Origin of the sequence: Psychrobacter sp., assembly GCF_041554015.1 — a bacterium.
GTDB lineage: Bacteria > Pseudomonadota > Gammaproteobacteria > Pseudomonadales > Moraxellaceae > Psychrobacter.
This window is the reverse complement of the sequence record NZ_JBFFMS010000027.1, coordinates 15,109-40,828: the sequence shown is the minus strand read 5'-3', so window position 1 is coordinate 40,828 and position 25,720 is coordinate 15,109. Positions and strand designations below refer to the sequence as shown.

Sequence of the window (25,720 nt, the reverse complement as noted above, 5' to 3'; positions counted from 1 at the left end):
CCAGTACGTCTAGTTGCCCAAATGCCTGCATGATGGTTTGGGTCAGATGCTCAAGAGTATCAGCCTGATTAACCACTGCCAAATCTGCAACAATAACCGCGGCGCTATGAGCGCAATTATCATTTAGCTCATCTGCTAAGGCATGGGCCTCTTGCTCACTATGATGACAATGGATAATGACGCGATAGCCTTGATTATGAGCCGCACGAACAATAGCAGCACCGATACGCTTAGCACTGCCCGTAACGAGCATGACGGGCGCAGGTGTCGTCATAGTCTGAATAGGTGGAAGTTTTTGAGTCATATTAGTATTTTAATCAAAATATGGGTTTAAAGTTTCAAAGCGTATTCAGACTCTTTTAGTCAGACAGCTCGCATTTGTAAATGCTCAATCCTACCTTGACGCAGCGCTTGACCGATCGCTGGACCTTTGAGATTTTGATCAATATCATCCATACCAATAGCGTGGAAGCTATTCAACGCCAACATCATTTGTCGATGTTGTAATGCGAGCTGCATGACTTGGCTTGTGACCAAGAGTTGCGAGAGTTTTTCAGGTACTTTATGGGCGCTACAGGCTTGAATAAGGTCTACTTTTTCAGCCGCCGTGAGATGGTTAATAGTACTTAATTTTGCAATTTGTTGAATAAATAAGCTGGCAAACTGAGTTTGTGCCTTTGGTACTTTAGCCGTGTTGCCAATATCATTCATGCTTTTACAGGCCATTGTCACATCAGAGGTGTCTAAATCGCTAGGATTAAGGTGAGATATAGAGGATAACAGGCTGGTCATCAGTATGGCCCAGCGCTGCGATAAGTTAAGCTGCATTTGACCAGCAAAATATAGTGCTGTTTGTACCGTTTCTCGTATCTGTCCGTCATTCCAAGCCTGATGTAATGGGGCAAAGTATTCTGTAAGGGCACCGATATCAAATAACTGTTGCCAGTATACCTGAGGGGAGAGTTGCATCATTGCACGGCTTGATTCCTGCCAAATACGCTCGCTACTTAAATGGGTAAGCTCTTTTGAGTCCACCAATTCACGCATCAGTACTAACGTATCATGAGCGATGGTAAAGCCTAAATCATAGTAGCGGCTATAAAAGCGTGCTGTTCTTAACACGCGTAAAGGGTCTTCGCTAAAGGCATTTGAGACGTGACGTAAGGTCTTGCTTTTTATGTCGTCCAGTCCGCCATAATAATCAATCACGTCACCATTTATCGGCGTATCATCAGTTAAGCTCGTGACTTCTATAGCCATGGCATTAACAGTCAAATCGCGCCGCTGCAAATCGTCTTTTAAGCTGACATCAGGGCTTGCATGGACGCTAAAGCCCTGATAACCCAAACCTTGCTTACGCTCAGTACGTGCGAGGGCATATTCCTCGCGGCTTACCGGATGCAAAAATACGGGGAAATCTGCGCCTACTTGCTGAAAGCCTGCGTCAAGCATTTCAGTCACCGTTGCCCCAACGACAACGAAGTCTCTATCTTTAATAGGGCGCCCTAATAGCTGATCACGTACTGCACCACCGACGAGATACACTTGCATAATATTCTCTTTATATTTACTGCCCATTAACCTAAATTTTTACCAAAAAAACCAGCCAAGACTCAATGAGCATTGGCTGGTTTTAGTATAGCAGACGGTCTCCATAAAAAATGCTAGAGACCGCCTAAATGACGAACTTTACAGAGCGACATCGATTACTGCTACTCGTTGTCTAAATCCTGAGATTCTGTGACCGCAAGGGCTGTCATATTAACCACACGGCGCGCTGTGGCTGATGGCGTCAGGATATGTACAGGTTTGCTTGCACCTAACAAGATAGGACCAATAGAGGCGCTACCGGTTGCTGTCTTCAGCAGATTAAAAGCAATGTTCGACGCATCTAACGTTGGCAAGATAAGTAGATTTGCTGAACCTTTTAAATTGCTTGATGGCAAATCATTGGCACGGATATGCTCGTCAAGTGCTGCATCACCTTGCATTTCACCATCAAATTCAAAGTCGACATTCATTTCGGTCAGCAACTGATGCACTTTACGCATTTTGACGGCGCTGGCACGATCAGAGGTTCCAAAGTTCGAATGCGATACCAATGCCACACGCGGGGTGATGCTAAAGCGGCGCAGTTGCTCAGCTGCCAATACCGTCATTTCAGCCAATTGCTCAGCAGTTGGATCTTCATGAATATGGGTATCAGCGATAAAGATGTTACGATCTTGCATGAGTACTGCATTCATCGCATAAAAATCATTAACGCCTTCTTTTTTATCAATCACTCTACCAACGTATTTTAAATGTAGCTGATAGTGGCTGAATGTACCACAAATCATGCCATCGGCATCGCCATTTTCAACCAACAGCGCGCCGATTAAAGAGGTTTTGCGGCGTACATCACGGCGAGCAAGCTCGATACTGACGCCATTACGCTGGTTTTTCTCGTAATAACCTTTCCAGTAATCAGTATAGCGCGGGTCATCATCAACATTGACGATAGTGATGTTTACGCCATCTTTCAAGCGTAGTGCCAGCTTTTCGATATTTTTTTCAATCACCGAAGGACGACCGACCAAGATTGGATACGCCAACTGCTCATCGACGACCACTTGTACCGCCAATAGTACGTTGCTGTCTTCACCTTCACAGTAAACGATACGTTTTGGATCGGCTTTTGCACGAGCAAAGATAGGCTTCATCACAAACGCTGAGTTATAGACAAACTCAGACAGACGTTGGCGATAGGCTTTCATATCGGCGATAGGAAGCGTTGCTACGCCTGAATCCATCGCCGCTTTGGCAACAGCAGAGGCGATTTCAATGATTAAGTTTGGCTCAAGTGGTCCTGGGATTAGGTAATCACGGCCAAAGCTTGGCGTACTTTCCACGTTTTTGATATTGCTCATTGGCGTCGCTTCAACATGTGCCATGGCAGCAATGGCGCGTACGCACGCAATTTTCATTTCTTCATTGACGGTGGTTGCGCCCACATCTAGCGCACCGCGAAAGATATAAGGGAAACATAGCGCATTGTTTACTTGGTTCGGATAATCAGAGCGACCGGTTGCCATGATTACGTCTGGACGGACGGCATGAGCAAGCTCTGGCATGATCTCAGGCGTTGGGTTAGCAAGCGCAAAGATGATAGGGTCTTTTGCCATACGGCGGACCATATCTTCTGTCAATGTACCAGGCATAGATAAGCCTAGGAACATATCGACATCATCCATCAGCTCTTCGATGGTTGTCGCAGTGGTTTCACGAGCATAGCGCTGTTTGGTTTCATCCAAGTTTTCACGGGTAGTTGAGATAATACCGCGTGAGTCTGAAACGTAGATATTATTCTTATTGACGCCAAGGGCACAAATGATATCCAAGCAAGAAATCGCTGCAGCACCAGCACCAGAACAGATGACTTTAATATCTTCAATTTTTTTATTGGTGATAATCAAGGCATTGAGCATCGCTGCTGCCACAATGATTGAGGTACCATGTTGGTCATCATGAAAGACTGGAATGTTCATACGCTTACGCAATTCGCGCTCGATTTTGAAACATTCTGGTGCTTTGATGTCTTCTAAATTAATCCCACCAAAGGTAGGCTCTAAAGAAGCAACCGCCTCAATGAATTTATCCGGATCGTTTTGAGCAATTTCAATATCAAAAACGTCAATACCAGCGAACTTTTTAAACAGTACTCCTTTACCTTCCATTACAGGCTTCGATGCCAATGGACCAATATTTCCCAAACCAAGTACCGCAGTACCGTTGGTAATCACACCAACTAAGTTGCTACGTGCGGTATATTTTGCCGCAAGAGACGGGTCTCTTTGAATCTCAAGACAAGGTACCGCCACACCGGGTGAATAGGCGAGCGCCAGATCACGTTGGTTAGCCAATTGTTTGATAGGGGTGACCGAAATCTTACCTGGTCGTGGATGAGCATGATAATGTAAGGCAGCTTGTTCAAACTGTTCTTTTTCCGTACTAGGGGTGTCCGTATTCAAAGTGATATCGTCATTCATAATAATTGCCATGGTTAGGAGAAATTGGAATAAATTAAATGGTGATAAAAACTAATGCCCAATGCTCAAAAATCATCAAATAAGATCATGAGTGTACATTGATTGTTATGGAGTGCTATGCGGTGCCTAAACATCAGCAATAAACAATAATAGTGCCAAATAGAGAGTCTACATTATCGCTAATAACTTGCCTAGCTAAGGACTATGAACTGCGCACACAATATAATAAATTGATATTCATTATTTAGCTAGTTGATAATGCCAAAAAAATGACCCAAATATCAACCCTAAATGCAAAATATTTCAAAATATTACAGAATAAAAATATATTAAGACGAGCAGCTGATAGGCATTTGCGGTGCATGAGGCGCAGGCGGCAAGGTATCTAGGTCAGTGGCGCTATCATGTAGCATATAAGGCTTAGCAAGCAGCTCAAACACTCTATTTAGTTCATCCAACTGTCCTTGCTCGGCGGCGACGATAACACGCTGAGCCATGCTGTTACGCAATACATAGATAGGATTGCTGCTTTGCATCTCCTCAATTGCTTGAGTAATTGACCCCTGCTGTAGTTGAGCTAGATAACGGGTTGACCATGCTTGCAAGTCTTGCTGTGCTTTAGGATTTAGCTCCGCCGTCATGGTTGCCAGCAACTGCTGCTCATAAGGATGCGTGTCCGGTGCAATCAAGCCGAGTAATGCACGGAAACTATTGGTATAGTCGAGTAGGTTATCCTCTAACAATGTTAACCATTCAAAGGCTAAGCTTAAACTTTCACGCTGATGCGCCAAGCCAAGCTTACGGCATAGCCCTTGCTGATAATGCTGCATAAAGCTTGCCTCATAAGGTGCTAGACAATCTGCTAGCGTTTCACGCGTCACACCGTCGAGGCGCATAAAGTGCGGTAACCAAACATTGAGATTCCAATGTCCGATGGCAGGTTGATTCTGATAAGCATAGCGACCACTGTGGTCTGAATGGTTATTGATCCAAGCCGGGTTAAAGCGTTCCATAAAGCCAAATGGACCAAAATCTAAGGTGCTGCCAGTTATAGATAGGTTATCTGTATTCATAACGCCATGTGCAAAACCAATTAGTTGCCAGTCGGCGATCATCCGTGCGGTTCGTTCAACCACCGCCTGCAAAAATGTCAGTATGGGAGTATCGCTACCACGGCACTCTGGATAATAAGTATCGATCATATAATCGGTAAATTCAGCGAGCAAATCGGGCGCAAAGCTGGCAATCCATTCAACATGACCCAAACGAATATGACTGTCAGCGACACGCATCAGAGCTGCTCCGGTTTCGATACGCTCGCGGCGTACCTTGGTATCTGATATCACAAACCCCAACGCATTAGAGGAGGAAATACCAAGCTGGGTCAATGCATGACCACATAAATACTCACGAATGGTACTGCGTAATACCGCACGCCCATCGCCCATGCGTGAATAGGGCGTCAACCCCGCACCCTTGAGATGTAAGTCTTGTAACTGATTGTTTTTATCGAGTACTTGCGCCATCAATAAGCCGCGCCCATCGCCCAGTTGCCCCGCCCATTGCCCAAACTGGTGACCGGCATAGGCCATTGATAAAGGCTGAAATTCAGCTGGCACGTACTGTCCACCAAGTATCTCAACCCAACGATTCATCAAATCTGCATCTTGCGTCCAGTCCAGCTGCTCTGCAACTTGAGTATTAAAATGACCAGCACGAGGATTGTCTAATGGGTTTGGCAGTTGCTCATGATATAGGCGAGTGTCCAATTGAGCATAGGTGTTTTGATAGCGCATAAGAGCCGTTCCAATTGAGAAGTAAAAGCTAAAAAATGAGAGATAAACTCACTATAGCATAGCCTTGATATCGCAGCATTGCACTCTGTCCGTCTCTTGTAAATCATGATGTCTTATCATATGACATGATTGTTTAACACAGCATCAATTATCAAGAGATAAGATATGTAATGTCGCATAAAAAATCCCCCTATCTTTTACAGATAGAGGGAAGGAGAAACATCACAATAAAATATTAAATCGTTCAGCTTAAGCCGCTTTTGGGCGTTCACCGATAGAGCGGAATGCTGTTTTTAAGTTGCTGTTATGCGCCAATATCTTTTGTTCAATCTTAGCATAATCATTTTTCAGCTCATCCTCAACTTCATGCAGGCGATCAGCAAACTCAGTCTTTTTCAGCTCAATGGTTTTTGCTTTTAATGCTTGCCATTCTTCGACCGTTTGCGTAAAGGCTTCGTATTCAAACTTAATACGATCTTGGAAGCTTTTCATCGCATGAGGAATATCGATACCACTTGATGTTGCCGTTTCAATCTGCTGCTGCGCCGCTTTAAATTGCATTTGTACTTCAGCATGCTTGATAGTAGTGTCATCAACAGTGCGTAGCTCAGTGGTTAAGCCAAGCTTTGACAAGCCAGCGATGAGCCATTTGGTTGGATCATACTGCCACCATTTTACGCCATTACGATAATCGTACTGGAAGAAGTGATGATAGTTATGATAACCCTCACCCCACGTAAATAGCGCCAAGAAGAAGTTATCACGGGCAGTATTGGTATCGGTATAAGGACGCGACCCAAACATATGACAGAGTGAGTTGATAAAGAAGGTAAAGTGATGCGTCAGTACCAAACGTAGCAAACCGACGATGACTAGCGTACCCCAAACGTCACCCAGTAACCAACCGATCGCGGCGACTGCACCAATGTTCAATGCAGCGACCCATAAACCGTAATACTTATGCTGAATTTGCAGCGTTCTATCTTTGGTCAAGTCAGGAATATTTTTATAGTCAAACTTACCACTAGGATAATTGCGTAGCATCCAGCCCATATGACTAAAGAAAAAGCCACGTTTTGCTGAATACGGATCTTCTAAGCGATCATCGACATGACGGTGATGCGTACGGTGACCAGAAACCCAATCAAACGCCGAACCTTGTACCGCAAAGGTAGAACCTAGCAATAAAAAGTTTTTGACAATAGGATGCGCTTTATAAGCACGATGCGACAATAAACGGTGATAACCTGCTGTGATGCTGATGCCAGTCCAAACCATAAACGCACCAAATACGCCCCAAACCGGTGCGCTGACTTGATGGGTAAATAGATACCATGGCGTAATGATAGCCGCAGCAATAGGCGTGGCTACCAGAATAGTCGCTGGAATCCAGTTAATCGGTGCTTTGGTAAACTCAAACTCACGCATATCGATGCTGTCTGCACCAGTAGGCAGATCAGTCTGATTAGAGGCGCTTGCGTAGTTGCGTTTGGCAACAGGCATCTCATCGAGTGTGCTTTTTGCTTTGTTCTCATCGAAACGTGTTTTAAAACGGGTCACTTGAGTGCTGGCGGTCTTTACAAGCGCATCACCAGATTTGATAGCGAAACGTAAGCCTTTAAGCGGTAAGCCAAGTGCTTTTTTTGCAATCATATAATATCCCTAACGGTATTAATTTAAGCGTCTATATTACCCTAAAGCAATCATAAAGTGAACACTTATGCACTATAAAAATATTGCTAAATAACAATAACTTGTATGGGTTATAGTAGGTGTTACGACAAATAGGCCATGACTTATCAGCCATAAGGTAAAAATGTAACTAAAACAATAAATATGTAGACGATAAAAGTGAGTCTACAAGTGATAATAAGGCATTAAGGTCGCAATAAATAGCTCGGATAATCAGTAATAATGACATCAACTTGCCATTCTATAAGCTGTTTGATGGTATCAATATCATTGACCGTCCATGCACTGACAGGTAAATGGTAACGATGACAATACCTTATGACTTCACGACTCAAAAGTGGATAGTGAATACCTAATTGCTTACATCCAAGTTGTAAAGCGGTATTGGGCGCCTGTATCAATAGTTTAGGATCTCGAATAAGCAGCCCACGTGGTATGTGCCTCATAAGACTACTGCGTTGTAGGTAGGCGTGCAGCTCAACATCGAAACTGGTTAACACAATCGGCAGGGCAGCAAGCGGGCTATCAATCAAGTCGCGTACCAAGGCTTTTACGAGTTTGGCATAGTTAGTGCGACTATGGGTTTTAATCTCAAGCTCAATATAAGTATAGGTCGTGAGCGTAGGGGCAATATCAGATAAGCTAAGAATAGGCTGACCAAACTGCCGATAACGCTGGATTTTGCTGATATTTAGCTGATCTAAGCGTGCTTGCTGGGCGCACATACGTTCAAGCGTATCATCATGAAAGACGATAAGCTGTCCATCTTGGCTAAGTTGTACATCGAACTCAACGCCTACCAACCCAAAGCTTTGCAGCTTTTGCGCATACTCAAAGCCCGATAAGGTGTTTTCTAAGGCTTCACCGCGTGCACCGCGATGACCAAGTAGCAGGGTGTTCTTAAGATCTATCATAACCAGTAACCAACACATATTTTGAGCATTATAATGGAAATACTACACCCTCTGTTATTCAGCGCATCCAATCCTATCATTTATCCTGTGATGTTAAATAAAATATCTATAAAAGTTTTGTCCATATAAAAATTTCTGTCATCATTCTTATATTTATTTAAGTAAATATATATTTGTAGCTTTTTTGCAACTAAAGCCAGATTTCGGACACAATGTTGGACGTTATTTGTATATCGCTTGGCTACATAGATGAACATCGGCTGTAAACACCGTATAATAATGGGATTTTCAAATCTATCGCAGTGCCTGTTTCGGTTAGATTTGAGTTTTATAGGGTAAATGGCAAATACTGTCCGTGAGTGGCGGTACGAATCAGTGAATGGGAGCAAAAAAGATATGAGCGTAGCAAATAAAAGTGTGAGCAAGTGGTATAAAGTTGCTGGTATCGGCATGGTATGTGGTTTGGCGCTTGCTGGTTGTGATCGCTCAGACAAAGACGATACTGAAGTGGCGGATGTGACCGAGCAAGAAGCACAGGTCAGTGAAAACGCTGCTGCCACGGCCGTAAGCTGTGATGATCCTATGGTACAAGACCGTCTCAAATCCGCTTTGAAAAATACGTTCAATCAACAGGCGCAAACACTGGCTACAAGTTATGCTAACGATGCAGAGATTGCTCTAAATGGTGGCGCTGTTACCACTAAAGCAAATGGTATCATCATTGACGTGCAAAACGCTGCTGTATTGCAAGCGACCAATGAAAATGGTCTGACTACTTGTCAGGCAAGCGTTAGTATGACCTTGCCAAGTGAAGACTTATATCAAGCAAGCCAAGTGCAAGCCGCTAACAATCAGCCGAGTCTGCAAACACGCTTAGCCAATGACAATATTCGTATCAATAATAATATGCTCATTGATGATGCTTTCACTTATGTTGTCGGTACGCAAGGTGGACAAGTTCGTACACGTATCGCAGGACAGCCAGCATTACTGACAGTGGTATCAGAAGTGATCGCTAGCTCAACGCTGCAGTCAGCACTGGAGGAACAGCGCGCCAAACGTGCTGCTCAACAAGCTGAAAGCCGCCGTGAACCAGCACAGAATACACAAAGCAATAATAATGCCAGTCAGCCAAGAGCGGTAACGCCAGCTGCCCCTGTGCGTCCGGCACAACCTGCTAAGCCACCAGTCGTTAATCAAAGCAATCAAAATAGTATTCAAAGTACGCCAAAGACGCCAAATAGTAATCCGTCAGCGGCAGCCCCTAGTACTGCGGCTCCTACACCGGCTGCCCCAGAAGCACCAAAAGCCACGCCTAAAGATGAAAGCATTGATATGGTGATTATTGAGGATAAAAACGCGACTTACTAATCATCTTACTGCTGAACTTTGATAAATAGATTTCGATAAAAAACACCCGTCATTGATGAATGACGGGTGTTTTCTTATTTATTATTCAGTAATTTTTATTTATCTGCTTTATTATCAAATTTTTGTAATACTTGATTGTCCCATAACACTTCAGAGACTTGTTTAGGGTCTGTACAAAAACGTGCGGCGACAAAGAGCCAATCAGACAAGCGATTGATAAAGCTCACTGCTGTCGGGCGGATGGCTTGTGGACGCTGTGTTTGTAATAATACCGCTTGACGTTCAGCACGGCGACAAACTGTACGTGCTACATGCAATTGACTGACCAGCACTGAGCCTGTCGGCAAAATAAAATCTTTAAGCGGCGGTAATGTGGTATTCATCGCATCGATTTGCTGCTCAAGCCACTCAATATGAATGGCGTTGACGCCTTCATATTCGGGCATGGCGAGCTCACCACCGATATTGAATAATAAATGCTGAATAATGACTAGCGCTTGAGTAAAGTCAGCTGGTTGAGTGTGCTCAAGCACCGTTTGCGTAAGATGCGCGCGTACCAAACCAATGTGCGAGTTGAGCTCATCTACATCACCCATCACACTAAATAGACTATCAGCTTTACTGACGCGGCTACCATCTGCCATGCCGGTACTGCCATCATCACCAGTACGTGTATATATTTTACTTAAACGATTGCCCATGTCTTTATCCTTAACGGTCAGTATTTTTATCATCACGAAGTCTTACTTGCGTGCTCATTGTAGTATTTTACGAGCATTTTCGCTAAGATAATGGGTTAAGTTTTATATTGATATCCTCTTTGCCACGTATTTAGGCGTGATTTGCTGATATCAGCGCTTTTTTATTGGCGAAGTGGACATGATTGCTGGACTTGTTTTTTCCTATACTTTTAATTTAAAGGCTTTATGACTATGACCACACCTCTTGCAGACGCGATGTCTCAGCTCGTCATCTATGACTCACTTACTGGACGCAAGCAAGCATTTAAGCCGCTTGCCAAAGGCAAGGTTGGCATGTACGTGTGTGGCATGACGGTCTATGATTATTGTCATATTGGTCACGCTCGAGTGATGGTTGGCTTTGATATGGCGGTACGCTGGCTTGCACAATTGGGCTATGAGGTGAATTACGTGCGTAATATCACTGATATCGATGACAAAATCATCACACGTGCGGCCGAAAATGGTGAAGAGATTGGCGCATTGACTCAGCGTTTTATTACGGCCATGCATGAAGATGCGACAGCTCTTGGCTGCCAGTCACCAAATGCAGAACCGCGTGCGACTGATCATATCGAAGAGATGCAGCAGATGATTGAGACGCTGGTTAGCAATGACTATGCATACGCGGGCGATAATGGTGATGTCTACTATGCCGTCGATAGCTTTGAAGGTTATGGCAAGCTATCAAAACGTAACCTTGACGATATGCAGGCAGGCTCACGGGTTGAAGTCGAGAACGACAAGCGCAGTCCATTTGATTTTGTCTTATGGAAAGCGGCAAAGCCTGGTGAGCCGCAATGGGCATCAGCGTGGGGTCAAGGACGTCCGGGCTGGCATATTGAATGCTCAGCGATGTCGACCAAATGCCTTGGTAATACCTTTGATATCCATGGCGGTGGTCATGATTTGCAGTTCCCGCATCATGAAAATGAGATTGCCCAATCTGAAGCAGCAACGGGTTGCGAGTACGCCCGTAACTGGATGCACGTTGGCTTTATCAATGTCGATGGCGAAAAGATGTCTAAATCATTGGGTAACTTTTTTACTATTCGTGATGTCATGGCAAAATATTTACCAGAAACGGTGCGTTTCTTCTTATTATCCAGCCACTATCGTAGCCAAGTAAACTTCTCTGATAGTGCCTTGGATGAAGCACATAATAGCCTAAGCAGACTGTACCAAGCATTAAAGGTAGCTGAACAACAAAAAGGTCAAGAAATCATCATTGATGATGATTTGATTAATAGCGCCTATGCCAGTGCAGTAGGGCAAGATTTTATCAAAGCCATGAGTGACGATTTTAATAGCTCAACGGCTATCAGTGTGCTGTTTGGATTGGCTCGTGATATCAATAAAGCAAGTAAGGCTGAAAATGTAGAGAGTGCGTGGCAATTGGCACAGCACTTAAAGGCTTTAGCGCAAACGCTTAATATTTTACAGCAGCCTGTGCAGCAGTTTTTACAAGCGGTTATTGGTGAAGCGCCAGTTGACGGTTTAACAGATGAAGCTATCGATACACTCATCATCGAACGTGCTGATGCCAAAACCAATAAAGACTTTGCCCGTGCTGATGAGATACGGGTGCAGTTAAAAGATGCGGGTATTGAGCTTGAAGACAGCCGTGCAGGTACCACTTGGCGCCGTGCTTAATTTGAGTATGCGTCTTTAATATTGCTCATTCACAAACCGTAATAAATTAAGCCAGCTATCTGCTGGCTTTTTTGTGTCTTCTGCATTAGCTTAATATCATCTCTATAGTAGAAGATTTTTTATGCAAACTCCTTCTGAATTTCTCAGGCGTCATTCTTTACAGCCGCTACCGCGACTGCTTTTTATAGTAGGTAGCTTATTTATCCTGTTAACTATGGCATTGCCTGTCTATGCAGCAAGCAGTACTGAGATAGCAGATGACCGAAATAGTGAAGCGGCAGTCGCCAGTCAACCTGAGAACTTGGTTGAGTATGCAGGGCAAAAAATCGATAAGCTCAAAGAGGACGGGCTATCCGTCTCTTCCGTTGCAGCAGAAGTCATTAGCCCATTAGAAAAAAAGACCGTGCAGCAAGCAGGCGTGCTACAGGGAGATTCGGGTCTTACAGGTGATTATAACGAGGGCTATTATGCATTAGATAAGCTCAATATAGGTTTGCCGCCTTTATCTGAGCCGCCAAACTTGTCGACACCCTTTGCCACCTTAGAGTTTTTTCAGTCGGCAGTCATGAAGCAGCAATATGACTTGGCCGCTTATGCATTAAATATGAACTTGATTGATAGTGAATTGCAGTCGAATCAAGCAGGGGATCTGGTCAAACAGCTTGATTTTTTATTGGTCGAAAAGCAGCTATATGTATTTGATAAGCTGCCGGATCGTCCCGATGGCTTAATTGAACCGCCGCTTGGTAGTACCAGCAGTATTCAAGGAGTTCCCAGACGTTCGATCCAGCTAGGTTATATTGATTATCGCGAGCGCCGAGTACCCTTACATCTAGAGCGTGTACGTATTGATGATGGCGCGCCTTTTTGGGTATTTTCAGCGCAGACAGTGGCAAATATTGATAAGCTTTATGAGCAATACCATCCGGCAAAGTTTGAGCGCTATTTGCCCGACTGGACCAAGCTAAAGTTTTTTAATATCGCTATCTGGGAATTTTTGGCGTTATTGATATTTTTCTCTCTTACCATGGGCATTGGCTGGCTATTGAGTACCGCCGCTGGCAAACTCCTCAATTGGTATGTCATGGACAAAGAAGGTAACCGTCTTGGTACCCTTCATCACAACAGTGTAGAGGATTTGGTCAATAAGCTGACAGTCCCTTTGACCTTTACCCTCAGTTTCTCATCGGTTTATACCTTGGTTTCAGGGGGTTTTCCCTATCTGGATGCCTTGGCGTCCTCAACCCGTCCTATTATTTGGGTGGCGCTGGTCTTTAGTGCGATGTGGCTTGGCATTCGAGCGATTAACTTTTTTGCCAATCGCTATAAAGATTTGCAAATCGAAAATCTCAGTGAAGAGAATTTTGATAAAGGCCGCAGCCGCCGTACCTACATGTCTATCTTTCGCCGCGTCTTTATCTTTGTCATGATTTTGGGCGGTATTTGGATTGGTTTGAGCGAATTTACCAATATCGATGGACTTGGCAAGACATTATTAACCTCAGCTGGTATTGCAGGGGCTGTCATTGGTATCGCCGCGCAGCCTATTTTAGGCAATATCATCGCAGGGATGCAGGTTGCGATTACCCAGCCTGTGCGTATCGGCGACACCGTGATGATGGAGGGCGAGTGGAGTACGATTGAGGATTTAGGATATACCTATGCGGTACTAAAAACGTGGGATGAGCGCCGTTTGATTGTGCCTATGCGGCATTTTATCACTGAAATTGTAGAAAACTGGTCGCATACTGAATCACATCAGACAACGGTAATTTATCTCTATGTCGACTATGGAGCTGATATTGGTGCGATTCGGCAGAAATATATTGAGCTGGTCAAGGACAATGCACTGTGGGATGGTGAAACGGAGCCTGAAATGTTTACGATTTCTGTGTCAGAGACGACGATTAAGCTGCGTTGTAGCCAAGCTGCTAATAGCCCTATTGATGCATGGACACTTGAATGTGAGGTACGTGAGCAGATGCTCGGTTATTTACATAGCGAACAGAGAGACTACCTGCCAGCTGAGCGTTTGATTGTGAAGAGTAGCGACCGCTCATCATAGATAAAAGTAATCATAGCGTGAGGGCGTATCGCATTTGTTTTTAGAATATCATGCCCATATGAAGCAATAAAATAAGTTGCTAAATATGTTATGCGAGTGCTGGTATTATTTGTTATAATATGGCGTTATTTTTAAGGGATAATTCAGTTATTAAGCATTGTCTGATTAGATTTTGGAATCGGTAAAGGCGCTGTATTAGCGAGTCTACTGAGCCAATGATTTAATGAGCGATGATAAATTGATGATGTGCCGAGCGAATGGTGGTATTTAGTATTTGTTCCCCACGGTTTTATGATTCTCTGCTAGGTTTTTAGGACCTTATGATGGTGATAAAACGTTCGTTGATTTTCTTGATGCTGTATTGTCCACCCATCAAAATAACCACTACTAGGGGTCTGTATGTTGCGAATTGTCGATGAAGCCTTAACCTTTGATGACGTTTTATTATTGCCAGCTTATTCAGAAATACTGCCAAAAGCTGCTAATCTAACGACCCGCCTAACCAAGAATATCACGCTAAATTTACCGCTCATTTCTGCCGCGATGGATACAGTCACTGAGTCTGAGATGGCCATTACCATGGCCCAGCTTGGTGGTCTAGGTATCTTGCATAAGAGCATGGATATCGACAAGCAGGCGATGCAAGTGCGCCGCGTCAAGAAGTTTGAAGCTGGTACGGTAGTGGATCCTATTACTGTACATCCAGAGATGACCATCGGTGAGTTATTAAGACTGACCCAAGACAATAACATCTCAGGTGTGCCAGTGGTTGAGAAGGGCACTGATAAAGTAGTTGGTATCGTCACCCATCGTGACTGGCGCTTTGAAACCAATTTATCATTGCCTGTCAGCCATATCATGACGCCAAAAGATCAGCTGGTCACCGTAAAAGAAGGTGAAAGCAACGAGAATATTAAAAGACTGCTACATGAGCACCGTATCGAAAAAGTCATCGTGATCAATGATGATTTTCGTTTACGCGGTCTGATTACGGTCAATGATTTTGCCAAAGCAGAAAACAATCCAAATGCTTGTAAAGATGAGCAAGGTCGCTTGCGTGTTGGTGCAGCAGTTGGTACGGGCGCTGATACCCAAGCACGCGTTGAAGCATTGATTGCCGCTGATGTCGATATCATTGTTGTTGATACCGCGCATGGTCACTCAAAAGGCGTGATTGACAAAGTTTCTTGGATCAAAAAGCACTTCCCGAACGTGCAAGTTATTGGCGGCAATATCGCCACAGGCGACGCGGCAAAAGCCTTACGTGATGCGGGCGCTGATGCGGTGAAAGTTGGTATTGGTCCAGGATCTATCTGTACCACGCGTATTATCGCTGGTATCGGTGTACCGCAAATCTCAGCAATCGATAGTGTGGCAAGTGCTTTGCAAGACAGTATTCCTCTGATTGCTGATGGCGGTATTCGCTATTCAGGTGATATGGCAAAAGCCATTGCTGCTGGTGCATCATGCATCATGGTTGGCTCACTGATGGCTGGTACGGAAGAGGCGCCAGGTGAAGTTGAGTTATTCCAAGGTCGTTATTACAAAGCTTACCGTGGTATGGGCAGCTTGGGCGCGATGTCAGGTCAAAACGGCTCATCAGATCGCTACTTCCAAGATGCTAAAGACGGCGTAGAAAAATTGGTACCAGAAGGTATCGAAGGGCGCGTACCTTATAAAGGTCCAGTCGCTGGTATCGTTAATCAATTGGTAGGTGGCTTGCGCTCATCTATGGGTTATACTGGCTGTGCTACGATTGAAGATATGCGTAGCAAACCGCAGTTTATCAAGGTTACCTCAGCGGGTATGAAAGAGTCACATGTCCATGATGTACAGATTACCAAAGAAGCACCTAACTACCGAGTTGACTAATAGCATTTTGATGCTATAGGATGCGATGACCTTTATCCTAACCGCGTCAAGTGCTATCAAGATACAAACAGCCAACAATGCCTTGTTATTGTTGGCTGTTTTTTTTGTAAAATATGATAATAGATTATTCTAATAATAAGTCACTGTATTATCAGAGCAAGATTACCAGAGCAAGACTATCAGAGCGAGTTATCAGCTGACTCAGCTTGCGCCCGCGTTTGGTCTTTTACTTTTAGATTTAAGGAAAAATAATAATGAGCTATTTTGGCACTGATGGTATTCGCGGTAAATTTGGTGAACTACCAATTACGCCAGACTTTATCCTAAAACTGGGTTACGTCACAGGACTGGTGCTGATAGAAAGCAATCAAAATTTGGCTCGTAAGCCAAGTGTGGTGATTGGTAAAGACACGCGCTTATCAGGCTATGTGATAGAAGGCGCACTACAGGCAGGCTTTAATGCCGCAGGCGTCGATGTCTATATGTTAGGGCCGTTGCCAACGCCTGCTATCGCCCATTTAACCCGTAGTTTTAATGCTGATGCAGGGGTGGTTATTTCTGCTTCTCACAACCCCTATTATGATAATGGCATTAAATTTTTCTCAGCTGATGGTAAAAAACTTACCGATGAGATGCAAAATGCCATCAATGATAAGTTGGATATCATCATGGCGGCTGACGGCAATAATGATGCCGTAATGCCTATTCTTGATCCGGCACAATTAGGTAAAAACAATCGGATTGATGATGCAAAAGGGCGCTATATTGAATTCTGTAAAGGCAGCTTTCCTTATCAATACGATTTAGATCATCTGACTGTGGTTGTCGACTGTGCCAATGGTGCAGGCTATAGTGTGGCGCCTCGCGTCATGCGTGAGCTTGGCGCAAATGTTATTGCCATTAATAACAAGCCTGATGGCGTTAACATCAATGCTGATTGTGGCTCAACTCATCCCAGAGGTTTGCAAGAAGCGGTTCTTAAGTATGATGCCGATGTTGGTATTGCCTTAGATGGTGATGGCGACCGTATCGTCATGGTCGATGAAGCCGGTAAACTGGTCGATGGTGATGGTATCTTGTACGTGCTTGCTACCCAAGGTCAGACGAAGGCGGCAGGTGTGGTTGGCACCTTGATGAGCAATATGGGCTTAGAGTTGGCATTAAAAGCGGCTGATATTGCATTTACTCGCGCCAAAGTAGGTGATCGTTATGTGATGCAAGAGCTAGAAGCCAACGGCTGGATACTGGGCGGGGAGCCATCAGGTCATATTTTATGCTTAGATAAAAGCCGAACGGGCGATGCTATTATCGCAAGTTTGCAGATACTTGCTGTTATGCAAGCAAGGGGCAAAGCGCTGAGCGATTTAACCGAAGGTTTTGAGGTATTGCCACAAAAACTGGTCAATGTGCGCTTGTCTCAAATGCAAGATCCGTTTGAGCATGAAGAGCTGGTCGCCGCTTTTGATAAAGCGCGTGCTACTTTAGAAGGCCGTGGTCGCTTGCTTATTCGCCAATCTGGCACAGAGCCGATGATTCGAGTGATGGTTGAGTCGGATGATGAGATAGAGTGTGATGTGATGGCCAATGATTTGGCAGATAAAATCAAAGCCATCTTGGGTTAATCGTCTTTTATATAAACAGACCAGAATAGAAAAATAAGGGACAACCATGAGTATGGACTTTAGCGATCAGCGTTTGTCGTACGAAAAAGGTCAATTAGACCAACAATCAATACCCGCATCACCGTTTGAGCTATTAAATGCTTGGATGCATGAAGCGATAGAGGCGCAAGTGGCAGAACCTTATGCGATGAGTTTAGCGACTTGCGGGGCGGATCACAAACCTAGCGTGCGTATTGTGCTATTGCGTGAAATCACGGATAAAGGTGTTGTATTTTATACCAATTACGAAAGTGCTAAGGGTCACGATATTGCAGAAAACCCCAATGCAGAAGCACTGTTTTTTTGGCACAAACTTGAGCGTCAGATTCGTATTAGCGGCAGTATTGCTAAAATCGATGCCGATAAATCTGCTGCTTATTTTCAAAAACGCCCGCACGATAGCCAAGTAGGTGCATGGGTCAGTCAGCCGCAAAGCGGTGAAGTTGCCAATCGTGAGGTGATGGAGCAGAGGTTTGAGCAATTGCAAATAGAGTATCCTAAAGGCGCAGCTGTACCGACGCCCGCGTTTTGGGGTGGTTATGAGATTAGGATCAATAAGATTGAGTTTTGGCAAGGTCGTGCCAATCGGATGCATGACCGCATTGTCTATCATAAAGAAGCAGAGGATAGCTGGACGACCAAACGCTTATTGCCTTAAACGTCATCAATAAAACGCGATACGAGTTTAGAAAAAACTCATCTCTATCAAAAGCCCCTTTACTTGCCGTATCAATCTGGCAAATAAAGGGGCTTTCTCCTCTCTTTTATAGTGAAACTATTTGGCATCAACATTTACCGACACAGACATATCAGGACGCAATCGAGCAAGCTCATATTGGTTAAATCAATCAACATTTATCGTACTATAAAAGCGTGAGGCAGTGTATCATTGTTATGTTTTTCTACTGAATCTTTTATTGATAACGGCTCTATGTCTTTGAAAAGGACTGCAAAATGGATTTTGCTCAAATTATTCCACCAAAAATACCCAGTGCATGGCTCGATATGGATGCGCTCGATCACAATATTGAGCTGGTTAATCAAAAAACCCAACCGGTCAATCTGCGTTTGGCGACCAAGTCTATTCGTTCTCTTGATGTTCTACGCTATATCCAAGCGCGCTCGCCAAATTTTATCGGTCTGATGTCTTATGCTGCTCCTGAGTCGCTGTATTTATTAAAAAATGGCTTTGATAATGTGCTTTGTGCTTATCCGACTCTCGATATGGATAGCGTTGTCGCAACCTTTGTCTATACCAAGCAAGGCGCTACGATGATATGGATGGTCGATCGTCCAGAGCATGTCGATAGGTTGCATAAAGTCGCTAAAGCCCATAATGTCACTATCGAAGTTTGTCTTGATATCAATATGTCGATGCCGTTACCAAAGCTGTATTTTGGTACCAAGCGCTCGGCACTGATGACCATAAAAGATGTTAAAAAACTGCTCAAACATATCAAAACGTGTCCAAATATTTGCGTCAGTGCTGCGATGGGCTATGAAGCCCAAATAGCGGGTCTACCTGAGCATCTGCCAAATAAAGCTTTATTGACACCTGCTATCCGCTTATTAAAAAAACGCTCACAAAAACAAATCAGCAAGCGTCGCCGTGCGATGGTTGATTACTTGACCAAACAAGGTTATAGACTAAGGCTGGTCAATGGCGGTGGTAGCGGCAGTATGGACTTTACCTCAAAACAATCTGAGATTACAGAAATCACAGTTGGTTCAGCGTATTACAAGCCGGCGTATTTTGATTATATGGAAAGTATGCAAGCATTTAAGCCCGCGGCTGGATTTGTTTTACCGGTGACGCGCCAGCCTGAATCAGCGGTCATTACTTGCCATGGTGGTGGCTTTATCGCTTCGGGCTCGGTTGGGCTAGAAAAGGCACCGGTGATACATTATCCACCGCATTTATCTTTATTAAAGGATGAAGGCTTTGGCGAAGTACAAACGCCGATGGCAATTTTAAAGACTAAAAAGGGCAGTTATAGTAGAAATCCTAGCATTGGTGATGCGGTGTGGTGTCGTCATGCCAAGGCAGGGGAGCTGTGCGAGCATTTTAGCTCACTGATCTGCTATCGAGAAGACAACGATGCTAATGCTAAGTGTGATACGGCAATAAGCGATAAAAGGCTACCAGAAACGGTTGTTCAGCAAACAATAACAACATACCGAGGAGATGGGCAATGTTTTCATTAAAGCAGTGGAATCAAAGCCCTGAGTGGCAAAACTGGGTCGGCTATGAGACAGCGCAGCCACAACAAAAACTCAGCCCGTCATCGGTGACTGAGCTTCAAGAGATTATTAAAAAAGCACGCGCTGATAAGCAGCGTATTAGAGTGACAGGTGCGGCGCACTCGTTTAGTGGCTGCGCCAAACCTGAAGAGATTGCCGTTAGTCTGCATCATATGCGCGGTCTCATTTCAGTCGATAAAGATGCCAAGCTTGCTACCTTGTATGCGGGTACGTATCTATATGAGATAGGTGATGCGCTCAAAGAGTATGGTTTGGCGTTAGAAAATATGGGCGATGTACAAGCACAGACCCTTGCCGGCGCTGTCAGTACTGCAACGCATGGCACTGGCATCACATTAGGTTCCATTGCCAATCAAGTTGAGGTATGGGAATGGGTCGATGGATGCGGTGAGATACATACGCATCATCGCGGTGACCCAGAGACGGATGAGCTGGGCGATGCGCTACATGCAAGCCTTGGTATGCTAGGTGTGTTTACCAAGCTGACGCTTAGGGTGGTTGAGCTATATGGGCTTAAAGAGGACAATCAGCTGTTGGATTTTGAAGAGGGCTTGGAGTGCTTCTATGAGACTGCTTATAGCCATCGTCATTTGGAATGGTTTTTATTCCCAGGGACCAATAAAATACAGCAAAAAACGCTAACAATGATAGCGCCTGTACCAATGACCGCTAAGCAAAAGCGGCGAGATAAGTTTGATAGTATTGTGACGCTAAACGGTGCATTTTATTTGCTGTGCGAGCTGGCACGTATCAAACCGAGCTTGACTAAAAAAGTGAGTGCCATCTCTGCAAGCGCCATACCGAACACCAAGCGTGAAGGCTATAGCTATGAGGTATTTCCCACACCGCGCGGCGTCAAATTTAATGAGTCTGAATACTTTATAAAATTGGCTGATTTTGATGAATGTATCTCTGAGATCAATCATATTTTATTAGCAGACAATAAAGGCTCACATTTCCCGATTGAGGTACGTACCCATAAGGGTGAGCGCGGTATGCTAAGTCCTACACAAGGAGAGGACTGCGCGGTACTATCATTTCATGTTTATAAAGGTATGGACAGCGAACCATTATTTATGTGGCTATATGAGTATATGAAAAAATGGCACGGTCGCCCGCACTGGGGTAAAGTCAATAAATTGAGCAATGCAGAGCTGCAAATGCTATATCCAAAGCTGGATCGATTTTTAGAGATTCGCCGTCAGTATGATCCTGATAATGTGTTTATCAACAGCTGGCTGAACGAGAAGTTTTCTATTTTATAAAACGACCAAGCTATACGTAAAAAAGCAGCCCATCAGGTAGGCTGCTTTTTCATTATTATGGATAGATTAAACCGTCTTTAAAATCGATAAAAGATGGCTCTGACTCCATTATAAATGGGTTACTCAGTACTGGTTTGATCATAATTTGCTTCCAAACGCATGGCGCGCTGATAGCTATCAAGGCTTGCCAGTTGTAGCGCGTACTGTCTGATATGAGGGTAATCCTCTAGCGCCTCACGCTTGACAAGCATAATCAAATCAAACGACAGCATAAAGTCAGCCCCACTTAGCTTATTACCGACGATAAAAGATTTACCTGCGACCTCATCATTTAGATAGCTCAGCAGTTTATGTTTTTCGTCAGCAATATACCCTTGCAAAAATGCATTATCACCAGCGCCCGCTTTATTGGTAAATAACTCAAGCAGAAGTGGCAGCATCAGCGAGCTTTCTGCAAAATTAATCCACTGCAAATAATGACCATAATCTGCGCTATCAGTAGCAGGGCGCAACCTATCAGAGGCATAGCGCTCAATCAATAGCTCAGTAATCGCGCCTGACTCTGCATAAAGCTCGCCATCCATCTCAATAACCGGAGATTTACCGAGAGGATGCACCGCTTTTAAGCTGTCTGGCGCAAGATGCGTTTTTGCATCGCGCTGATGGCTAATAAGCTCGTAAGGTTGCCCCAATTCTTCTAAAAGCCATAAGGTACGTAATGAGCGTGATTGATTAAGATGATGCAGACGAATCATAACTTTTGCCTTGATGATAGAGTGTTATTTGCCATTCTCGCTGTGATATTGCTTTCAAGATTTATGCTGAAATTAAGCTTGAAGCTTAGCAAGCAAACGCTTCGCCGCCTCTTCAGATGATGCTGGATTTTGCCCTGTGATCAGTAAACCATCTTCAACCACAAAAGACTCCCAATCAGCGACTCTTTCGTAGTTGCCGCCATTGGCTTTGAGCACATCTTCTAATAAGAATGGCACGACATCCGTAAGCTGAACCGCTTCTTCTTCAGTATTACTAAAGCCAGTCACGGTTTTACCTTTGACCAGATACTCGCCATCGACTTTAACGTTTTTAAGGGCAGCAGGAGAATGGCAAACAAAAGCCACTGGTTTGTCTTGTTTGATAAATGTCTCAATCAATTCAATCGAGTTTTTATCGACAGCCAAATCCCACATTGGACCATGACCACCAGGATAAAATACCGAATCAAAATCTTCCGCACTTACATCAGCGAGTTTTTTGGTCGTTGCTAGGCGCTCTTGTGCCTCAGCGTCTTCTTTGAAACGTTTGGTGTCTTTGGTTTGCGCATCAGGTGTGTCACTACTTGGATCAAGTGGTGGTTGACCGCCTGCAGGAGAGGCAAGTGTGATATTGACACCGGCATCCAAAAAAGCATAATAAGGCGCGGCAAACTCTTCTAGCCAAAAGCCAGTTTTCTTACCAGTATCGCCAAGCTTATCGTGTGAAGTTAATACCATTAAAATATTCATAGTTATCCCTGTTTATTGTTGAAAGTTATTATTGAGGTTTATTATTAACGCTGATAATTGCTGTGTCGCAGCCGGTATTGAAAATCCGTAACACTAAAAAACCGACTGCTGACAGTATTCCTCTTTTAACCATGACTTTCAGTAGCTGTCTTAACAAGTTATGTTGTTAACTGGTTGTTTTCATGATTTTTATGTTAGCTACCAGCTATTTAACGTCAGCCACTTTAATCACTGTCTTACCAAAATTCTTACCCTCGAGCATATCAAAGAACGCTTGTGGAGCTTGAGCTAAGCCATCGACCTGATGCTCTTTGGTCTTAATATCACCCGCTTCAAGCCATTTGCTCATCGTCGCTAAGAATTCTGGGAAGTGGTCGCCGTATTCTTCAAAGATAATAAAGCCTTTAATCGTTAGGCGTTTGCTTAGAATATTACCCATTAGGACACCCAAGCGGTCTTTACCATCAGGTAGCTCAGTAGCGTTATATTGTGAAACTAACCCACAAACTGGGATACGTGCATGGGCGTTTAATAGTGGCAATACGGCGTCAAAGACTTTACCACCGACGTTTTCATAGTAGATATCGATACCATCTGGGCAAGCGGCAGCTAGTTGCTCAGCAAAGTCATCGGCTTTATGGTCAAAACACACATCAAAGCCTAATTCTTCAACCGCGTAAGCACATTTCTCAGCACCGCCAGCGACGCCGACAGTACGTAATCCTAACTGATTACCAACTTGGCCAACGGTTGCACCAACAGGACCTGTTGCCGCTGCAACGACTAAGGTTTCGCCTTTTTTTGGTTTACCGATATCAGTCAAACCCATGTAGCCTGTAAAGCCTGGCATGCCAAGCACACCCAAACCGTATGACGGATTCGCCATATTTTTATCGAGCTTCAAGACACCTTCGCCATCACTGACGCTATAGTCCTGCCAGCCTGAGTTCGATACTACCAAATCACCGACTGCAAATTTATCGATATTAGACTCAACGACTTGAGCAACTGTTCCACCTAGCATGACATCACCGATCTGTAGCGGGTCAGCATAGCTTGCAGCATCACTCATACGTCCGCGCATATAGGGGTCAAGTGATAGATAGACGGTGCGTAATAGCATCTCGTTGTCATTAGGTTTTGGAATCTCGCCAGTAGCCAATTCAAAGTTATCGGCAGTTGGTGCGCCATGTGGGCGGCTGGCAAGTTTGATTTGACGGTTTTGTTGTTGGTTTTGCTGCTTATTAAAATTATCGTTAAAGCTCATAATAAAGCTCCTTATATTATTTATTTTTTTGATAAAGTTACCTGCCACTCTGGGGTGGCAGGCTAATGATGCCTATAAAAACAGTGTAACAATGGATAATTACTGCGACGTTAAAGGTGTTAGGCGTCAGCAGTAATGGCACGCTCTAGGATACGACGTGATACCGCTAAATCGTTTTTGCCATGTTCACCCAATTTCACCATACCATGTACTTCTAACTGCTTGATGATAGGATCAATGGCAGCAGCATCTAACTCGACATCTGCTAAGCTGACCGGCAGTCCAAGCTCACGGAAGAAGTTTTCAGTTTGTTTGATAGCGGCTTCAATGATGGCGTCATCGTTCAGCTCAGCACCATTATCGTCAGCGGTAATATTCCAAACGTTACGTGCATATTGGAGTAATTTGTCTTTTTTGCTGTCTTTAAGCTCACGTAGCACCGATGGCAAGACGATGGTCAACGTACGGGCATGATCAATCGCATGCAATGACGTCAGTTCATGACCGATCATATGCGTCGTCCAATCTTGCGGCACACCTGTACCGATCAGACCATTTAGCGCCATGGTTGCTGTCCACATGATATTTTTACGCGTCTCTATATTTTCTGGATCAGCTTTGACCGCTGCGCCTTCTTCAATCAGGATTTTTAACAGGCTCTCAGCAAAGGCATCTTGAACTTTTGCGTTAACCGGATAGGTCAGATACTGTTCCATTACATGAACAAAAGCATCCGCAACACCATTCATCACTTGGCGTTCAGGTAAGGTCATGGTTTTGGTTGGATCTAAAATTGAAAACTTAGGGAAGGCGAGTGGATTACCAAAGGGTAGCTTTGCTTGGCGCTCACTAAAGTTGATCACGCCGCCCGAGTTCATCTCAGAGCCAGTCGCCGGAATGGTCAATACCGCGCCCAAATCTATCGCTGAATCAATATTTCTGCAATAGCTGGTTAGTGCATCCCATGCTTTATCGCGTGATACCGTACCATCGGTGCTGCCATCTTCGGTTAATGACGATACGAGCGCGACAAACTTACTGCCATCAATAACTGAACCACCACCAACCGCTAATAAAAAGTCAATATCGTGCTCATTGACCATGTCCGCAGCTTTTAACAAAGTGGTAAACTCTGGATTGGCTTCGATACCGCCAAACTCAAACACTTGTCGCTGACCATTAGCAGTTAATGCTGTTTTTACTTCATCCAATGTACCAGTACGCTGCGCTGAACCACCACCATAGGTAATCAGGACACGAGCATCTGTCGGTACAAGATCAGCTAACTTCTCGATTTGACCTTCACCAAAGACGATACGGACGGGATTGTAATATTGAAAATTATTCATAAAATTCCTAATAGTTTTTTTTGAGCATAAAAAGCGTATTTAGTATTAAAGATAAAGTCTGCAACTCATTTGCAGTTGTCCGCATTATATATTAATTAGACCGGTCGTCTAGTAATTATGATAAATGGTTACAAAACTATCGTATAAACATGCTAGCCGATATTAGTTTGAATGCATCGTTCAGGTAGAGTATTGCTCGTACGGCTTCATATTTTCGAGATAAAATCTTAAAAAGATATCCTTGTTTAACACTGGATGATGCAGCGTCAAACAAGGGTGA

19 protein-coding genes are annotated in these 25,720 nt (G+C 44.1%); 8 read left to right on the top strand and 11 right to left on the bottom strand.

The features are described from left to right. From ABYU67_RS08300 to ABYU67_RS08275, 6 genes are all read right to left on the bottom strand, one after another. Positions 1 to 304, bottom strand: a 304-nt coding sequence (locus ABYU67_RS08300) for an SDR family NAD(P)-dependent oxidoreductase (protein ID WP_372844529.1), incomplete at its 3' end; no start/stop codon positions are given. A gap of 59 nt (positions 305 to 363) precedes the next feature. Continuing rightward, positions 364 to 1,551 (bottom strand): tRNA nucleotidyltransferase, encoded by a 1,188-nt coding sequence (locus ABYU67_RS08295; RefSeq protein ID WP_372844528.1) that lies wholly within the window; start codon positions 1,549 to 1,551, stop codon positions 364 to 366. Between the two features lie 161 nt (positions 1,552 to 1,712). Further along, positions 1,713 to 4,028, bottom strand: coding sequence for an NADP-dependent malic enzyme (locus ABYU67_RS08290; protein WP_372844527.1), 2,316 nt, complete (start codon positions 4,026 to 4,028; stop codon positions 1,713 to 1,715). Between the two features lie 329 nt (positions 4,029 to 4,357). Beyond that, complete coding sequence (locus ABYU67_RS08285) at positions 4,358 to 5,824, bottom strand: YdiU family protein (protein WP_372844526.1); 1,467 nt, start codon at positions 5,822 to 5,824, stop codon at positions 4,358 to 4,360. Between the two features lie 249 nt (positions 5,825 to 6,073). Next, a complete protein-coding gene (locus ABYU67_RS08280; protein WP_372844532.1) occupies positions 6,074 to 7,252 on the bottom strand; it encodes an acyl-CoA desaturase in 1,179 nt (392 codons plus the stop codon). Positions 7,253 to 7,701: 449 nt separating this feature from the next. Further along, complete coding sequence (locus ABYU67_RS08275; RefSeq protein WP_372844525.1) at positions 7,702 to 8,430, bottom strand: glycerophosphodiester phosphodiesterase; 729 nt, start codon at positions 8,428 to 8,430, stop codon at positions 7,702 to 7,704. A 396-nt stretch (positions 8,431 to 8,826) separates the two neighbouring features. On the opposite strand from ABYU67_RS08275, the gene ABYU67_RS08270 reads away from it, so the two are divergent. After that, positions 8,827 to 9,801 carry a hypothetical protein gene (locus ABYU67_RS08270; protein WP_372844524.1) on the top strand — a complete coding sequence of 325 codons (975 nt, stop codon included), beginning with the start codon at positions 8,827 to 8,829 and terminating at the stop codon, positions 9,799 to 9,801. A gap of 95 nt (positions 9,802 to 9,896) precedes the next feature. Here ABYU67_RS08270 and ABYU67_RS08265 read toward each other — a convergent pair whose 3' ends face one another. Continuing rightward, positions 9,897 to 10,502, bottom strand: coding sequence for a cob(I)yrinic acid a,c-diamide adenosyltransferase (locus tag ABYU67_RS08265; protein WP_372844531.1), 606 nt, complete (start codon positions 10,500 to 10,502; stop codon positions 9,897 to 9,899). Between the two features lie 225 nt (positions 10,503 to 10,727). Here ABYU67_RS08265 and cysS point away from each other — a divergent pair, with 225 nt between their 5' ends. The 7 genes from cysS (at position 10,728) to ABYU67_RS08230 (ending at position 21,319) form a co-directional block, all read left to right on the top strand. Continuing rightward, positions 10,728 to 12,194 (top strand): cysteine--tRNA ligase, encoded by a 1,467-nt coding sequence (gene cysS, locus ABYU67_RS08260; RefSeq protein ID WP_372844523.1) that lies wholly within the window; start codon positions 10,728 to 10,730, stop codon positions 12,192 to 12,194. Positions 12,195 to 12,315: 121 nt separating this feature from the next. Continuing rightward, entirely contained in the window at positions 12,316 to 14,259 is a 1,944-nt protein-coding gene (locus ABYU67_RS08255) for a mechanosensitive ion channel family protein (protein WP_372844522.1), read from the top strand. 399 nt (positions 14,260 to 14,658) lie between these two features. Next, a complete protein-coding gene (gene guaB / locus ABYU67_RS08250; RefSeq protein ID WP_372844521.1) occupies positions 14,659 to 16,131 on the top strand; it encodes an IMP dehydrogenase in 1,473 nt (490 codons plus the stop codon). Between the two features lie 254 nt (positions 16,132 to 16,385). Next, positions 16,386 to 17,753, top strand: coding sequence for a phosphoglucosamine mutase (gene glmM / locus ABYU67_RS08245; protein ID WP_372844520.1), 1,368 nt, complete (start codon positions 16,386 to 16,388; stop codon positions 17,751 to 17,753). Between the two features lie 46 nt (positions 17,754 to 17,799). Next, positions 17,800 to 18,450, top strand: a complete 651-nt coding sequence (pdxH, locus tag ABYU67_RS08240) for a pyridoxamine 5'-phosphate oxidase (RefSeq protein ID WP_372844519.1) — start codon at positions 17,800 to 17,802, stop codon at positions 18,448 to 18,450. Between the two features lie 296 nt (positions 18,451 to 18,746). Continuing rightward, positions 18,747 to 19,997, top strand: a complete 1,251-nt coding sequence (locus ABYU67_RS08235; protein WP_372844518.1) for an alanine racemase — start codon at positions 18,747 to 18,749, stop codon at positions 19,995 to 19,997. Then, on the top strand, positions 19,985 to 21,319 hold the full coding sequence (locus ABYU67_RS08230) for a D-arabinono-1,4-lactone oxidase (protein ID WP_372844517.1): 1,335 nt from the start codon (positions 19,985 to 19,987) through the stop codon (positions 21,317 to 21,319). Before ABYU67_RS08235 ends, ABYU67_RS08230 begins: the two co-directional genes overlap by 13 nt. Positions 21,320 to 21,438: 119 nt before the next feature. On the opposite strand, the gene ABYU67_RS08225 is transcribed toward ABYU67_RS08230, so the two are convergent. The 4 genes from ABYU67_RS08225 to ABYU67_RS08210 all read right to left on the bottom strand — a co-directional run bounded on the left by ABYU67_RS08225 (position 21,439) and on the right by ABYU67_RS08210 (position 25,440). Continuing rightward, positions 21,439 to 22,074 (bottom strand): glutathione S-transferase family protein, encoded by a 636-nt coding sequence (locus ABYU67_RS08225; RefSeq protein WP_372844516.1) that lies wholly within the window; start codon positions 22,072 to 22,074, stop codon positions 21,439 to 21,441. Between the two features lie 72 nt (positions 22,075 to 22,146). Next, positions 22,147 to 22,824 carry a type 1 glutamine amidotransferase domain-containing protein gene (locus ABYU67_RS08220; protein ID WP_372844515.1) on the bottom strand — a complete coding sequence of 226 codons (678 nt, stop codon included), beginning with the start codon at positions 22,822 to 22,824 and terminating at the stop codon, positions 22,147 to 22,149. Between the two features lie 205 nt (positions 22,825 to 23,029). Further along, entirely contained in the window at positions 23,030 to 24,091 is a 1,062-nt protein-coding gene (locus ABYU67_RS08215; protein ID WP_372844514.1) for an NADP-dependent oxidoreductase, read from the bottom strand. A 119-nt stretch (positions 24,092 to 24,210) separates the two neighbouring features. Beyond that, the gene (locus tag ABYU67_RS08210; protein WP_372844513.1) at positions 24,211 to 25,440 is read right to left on the bottom strand and encodes an iron-containing alcohol dehydrogenase; all 1,230 of its coding nucleotides are present in this window, start codon (positions 25,438 to 25,440) and stop codon (positions 24,211 to 24,213) included. Positions 25,441 to 25,720: the final 280 nt, after the last annotated feature.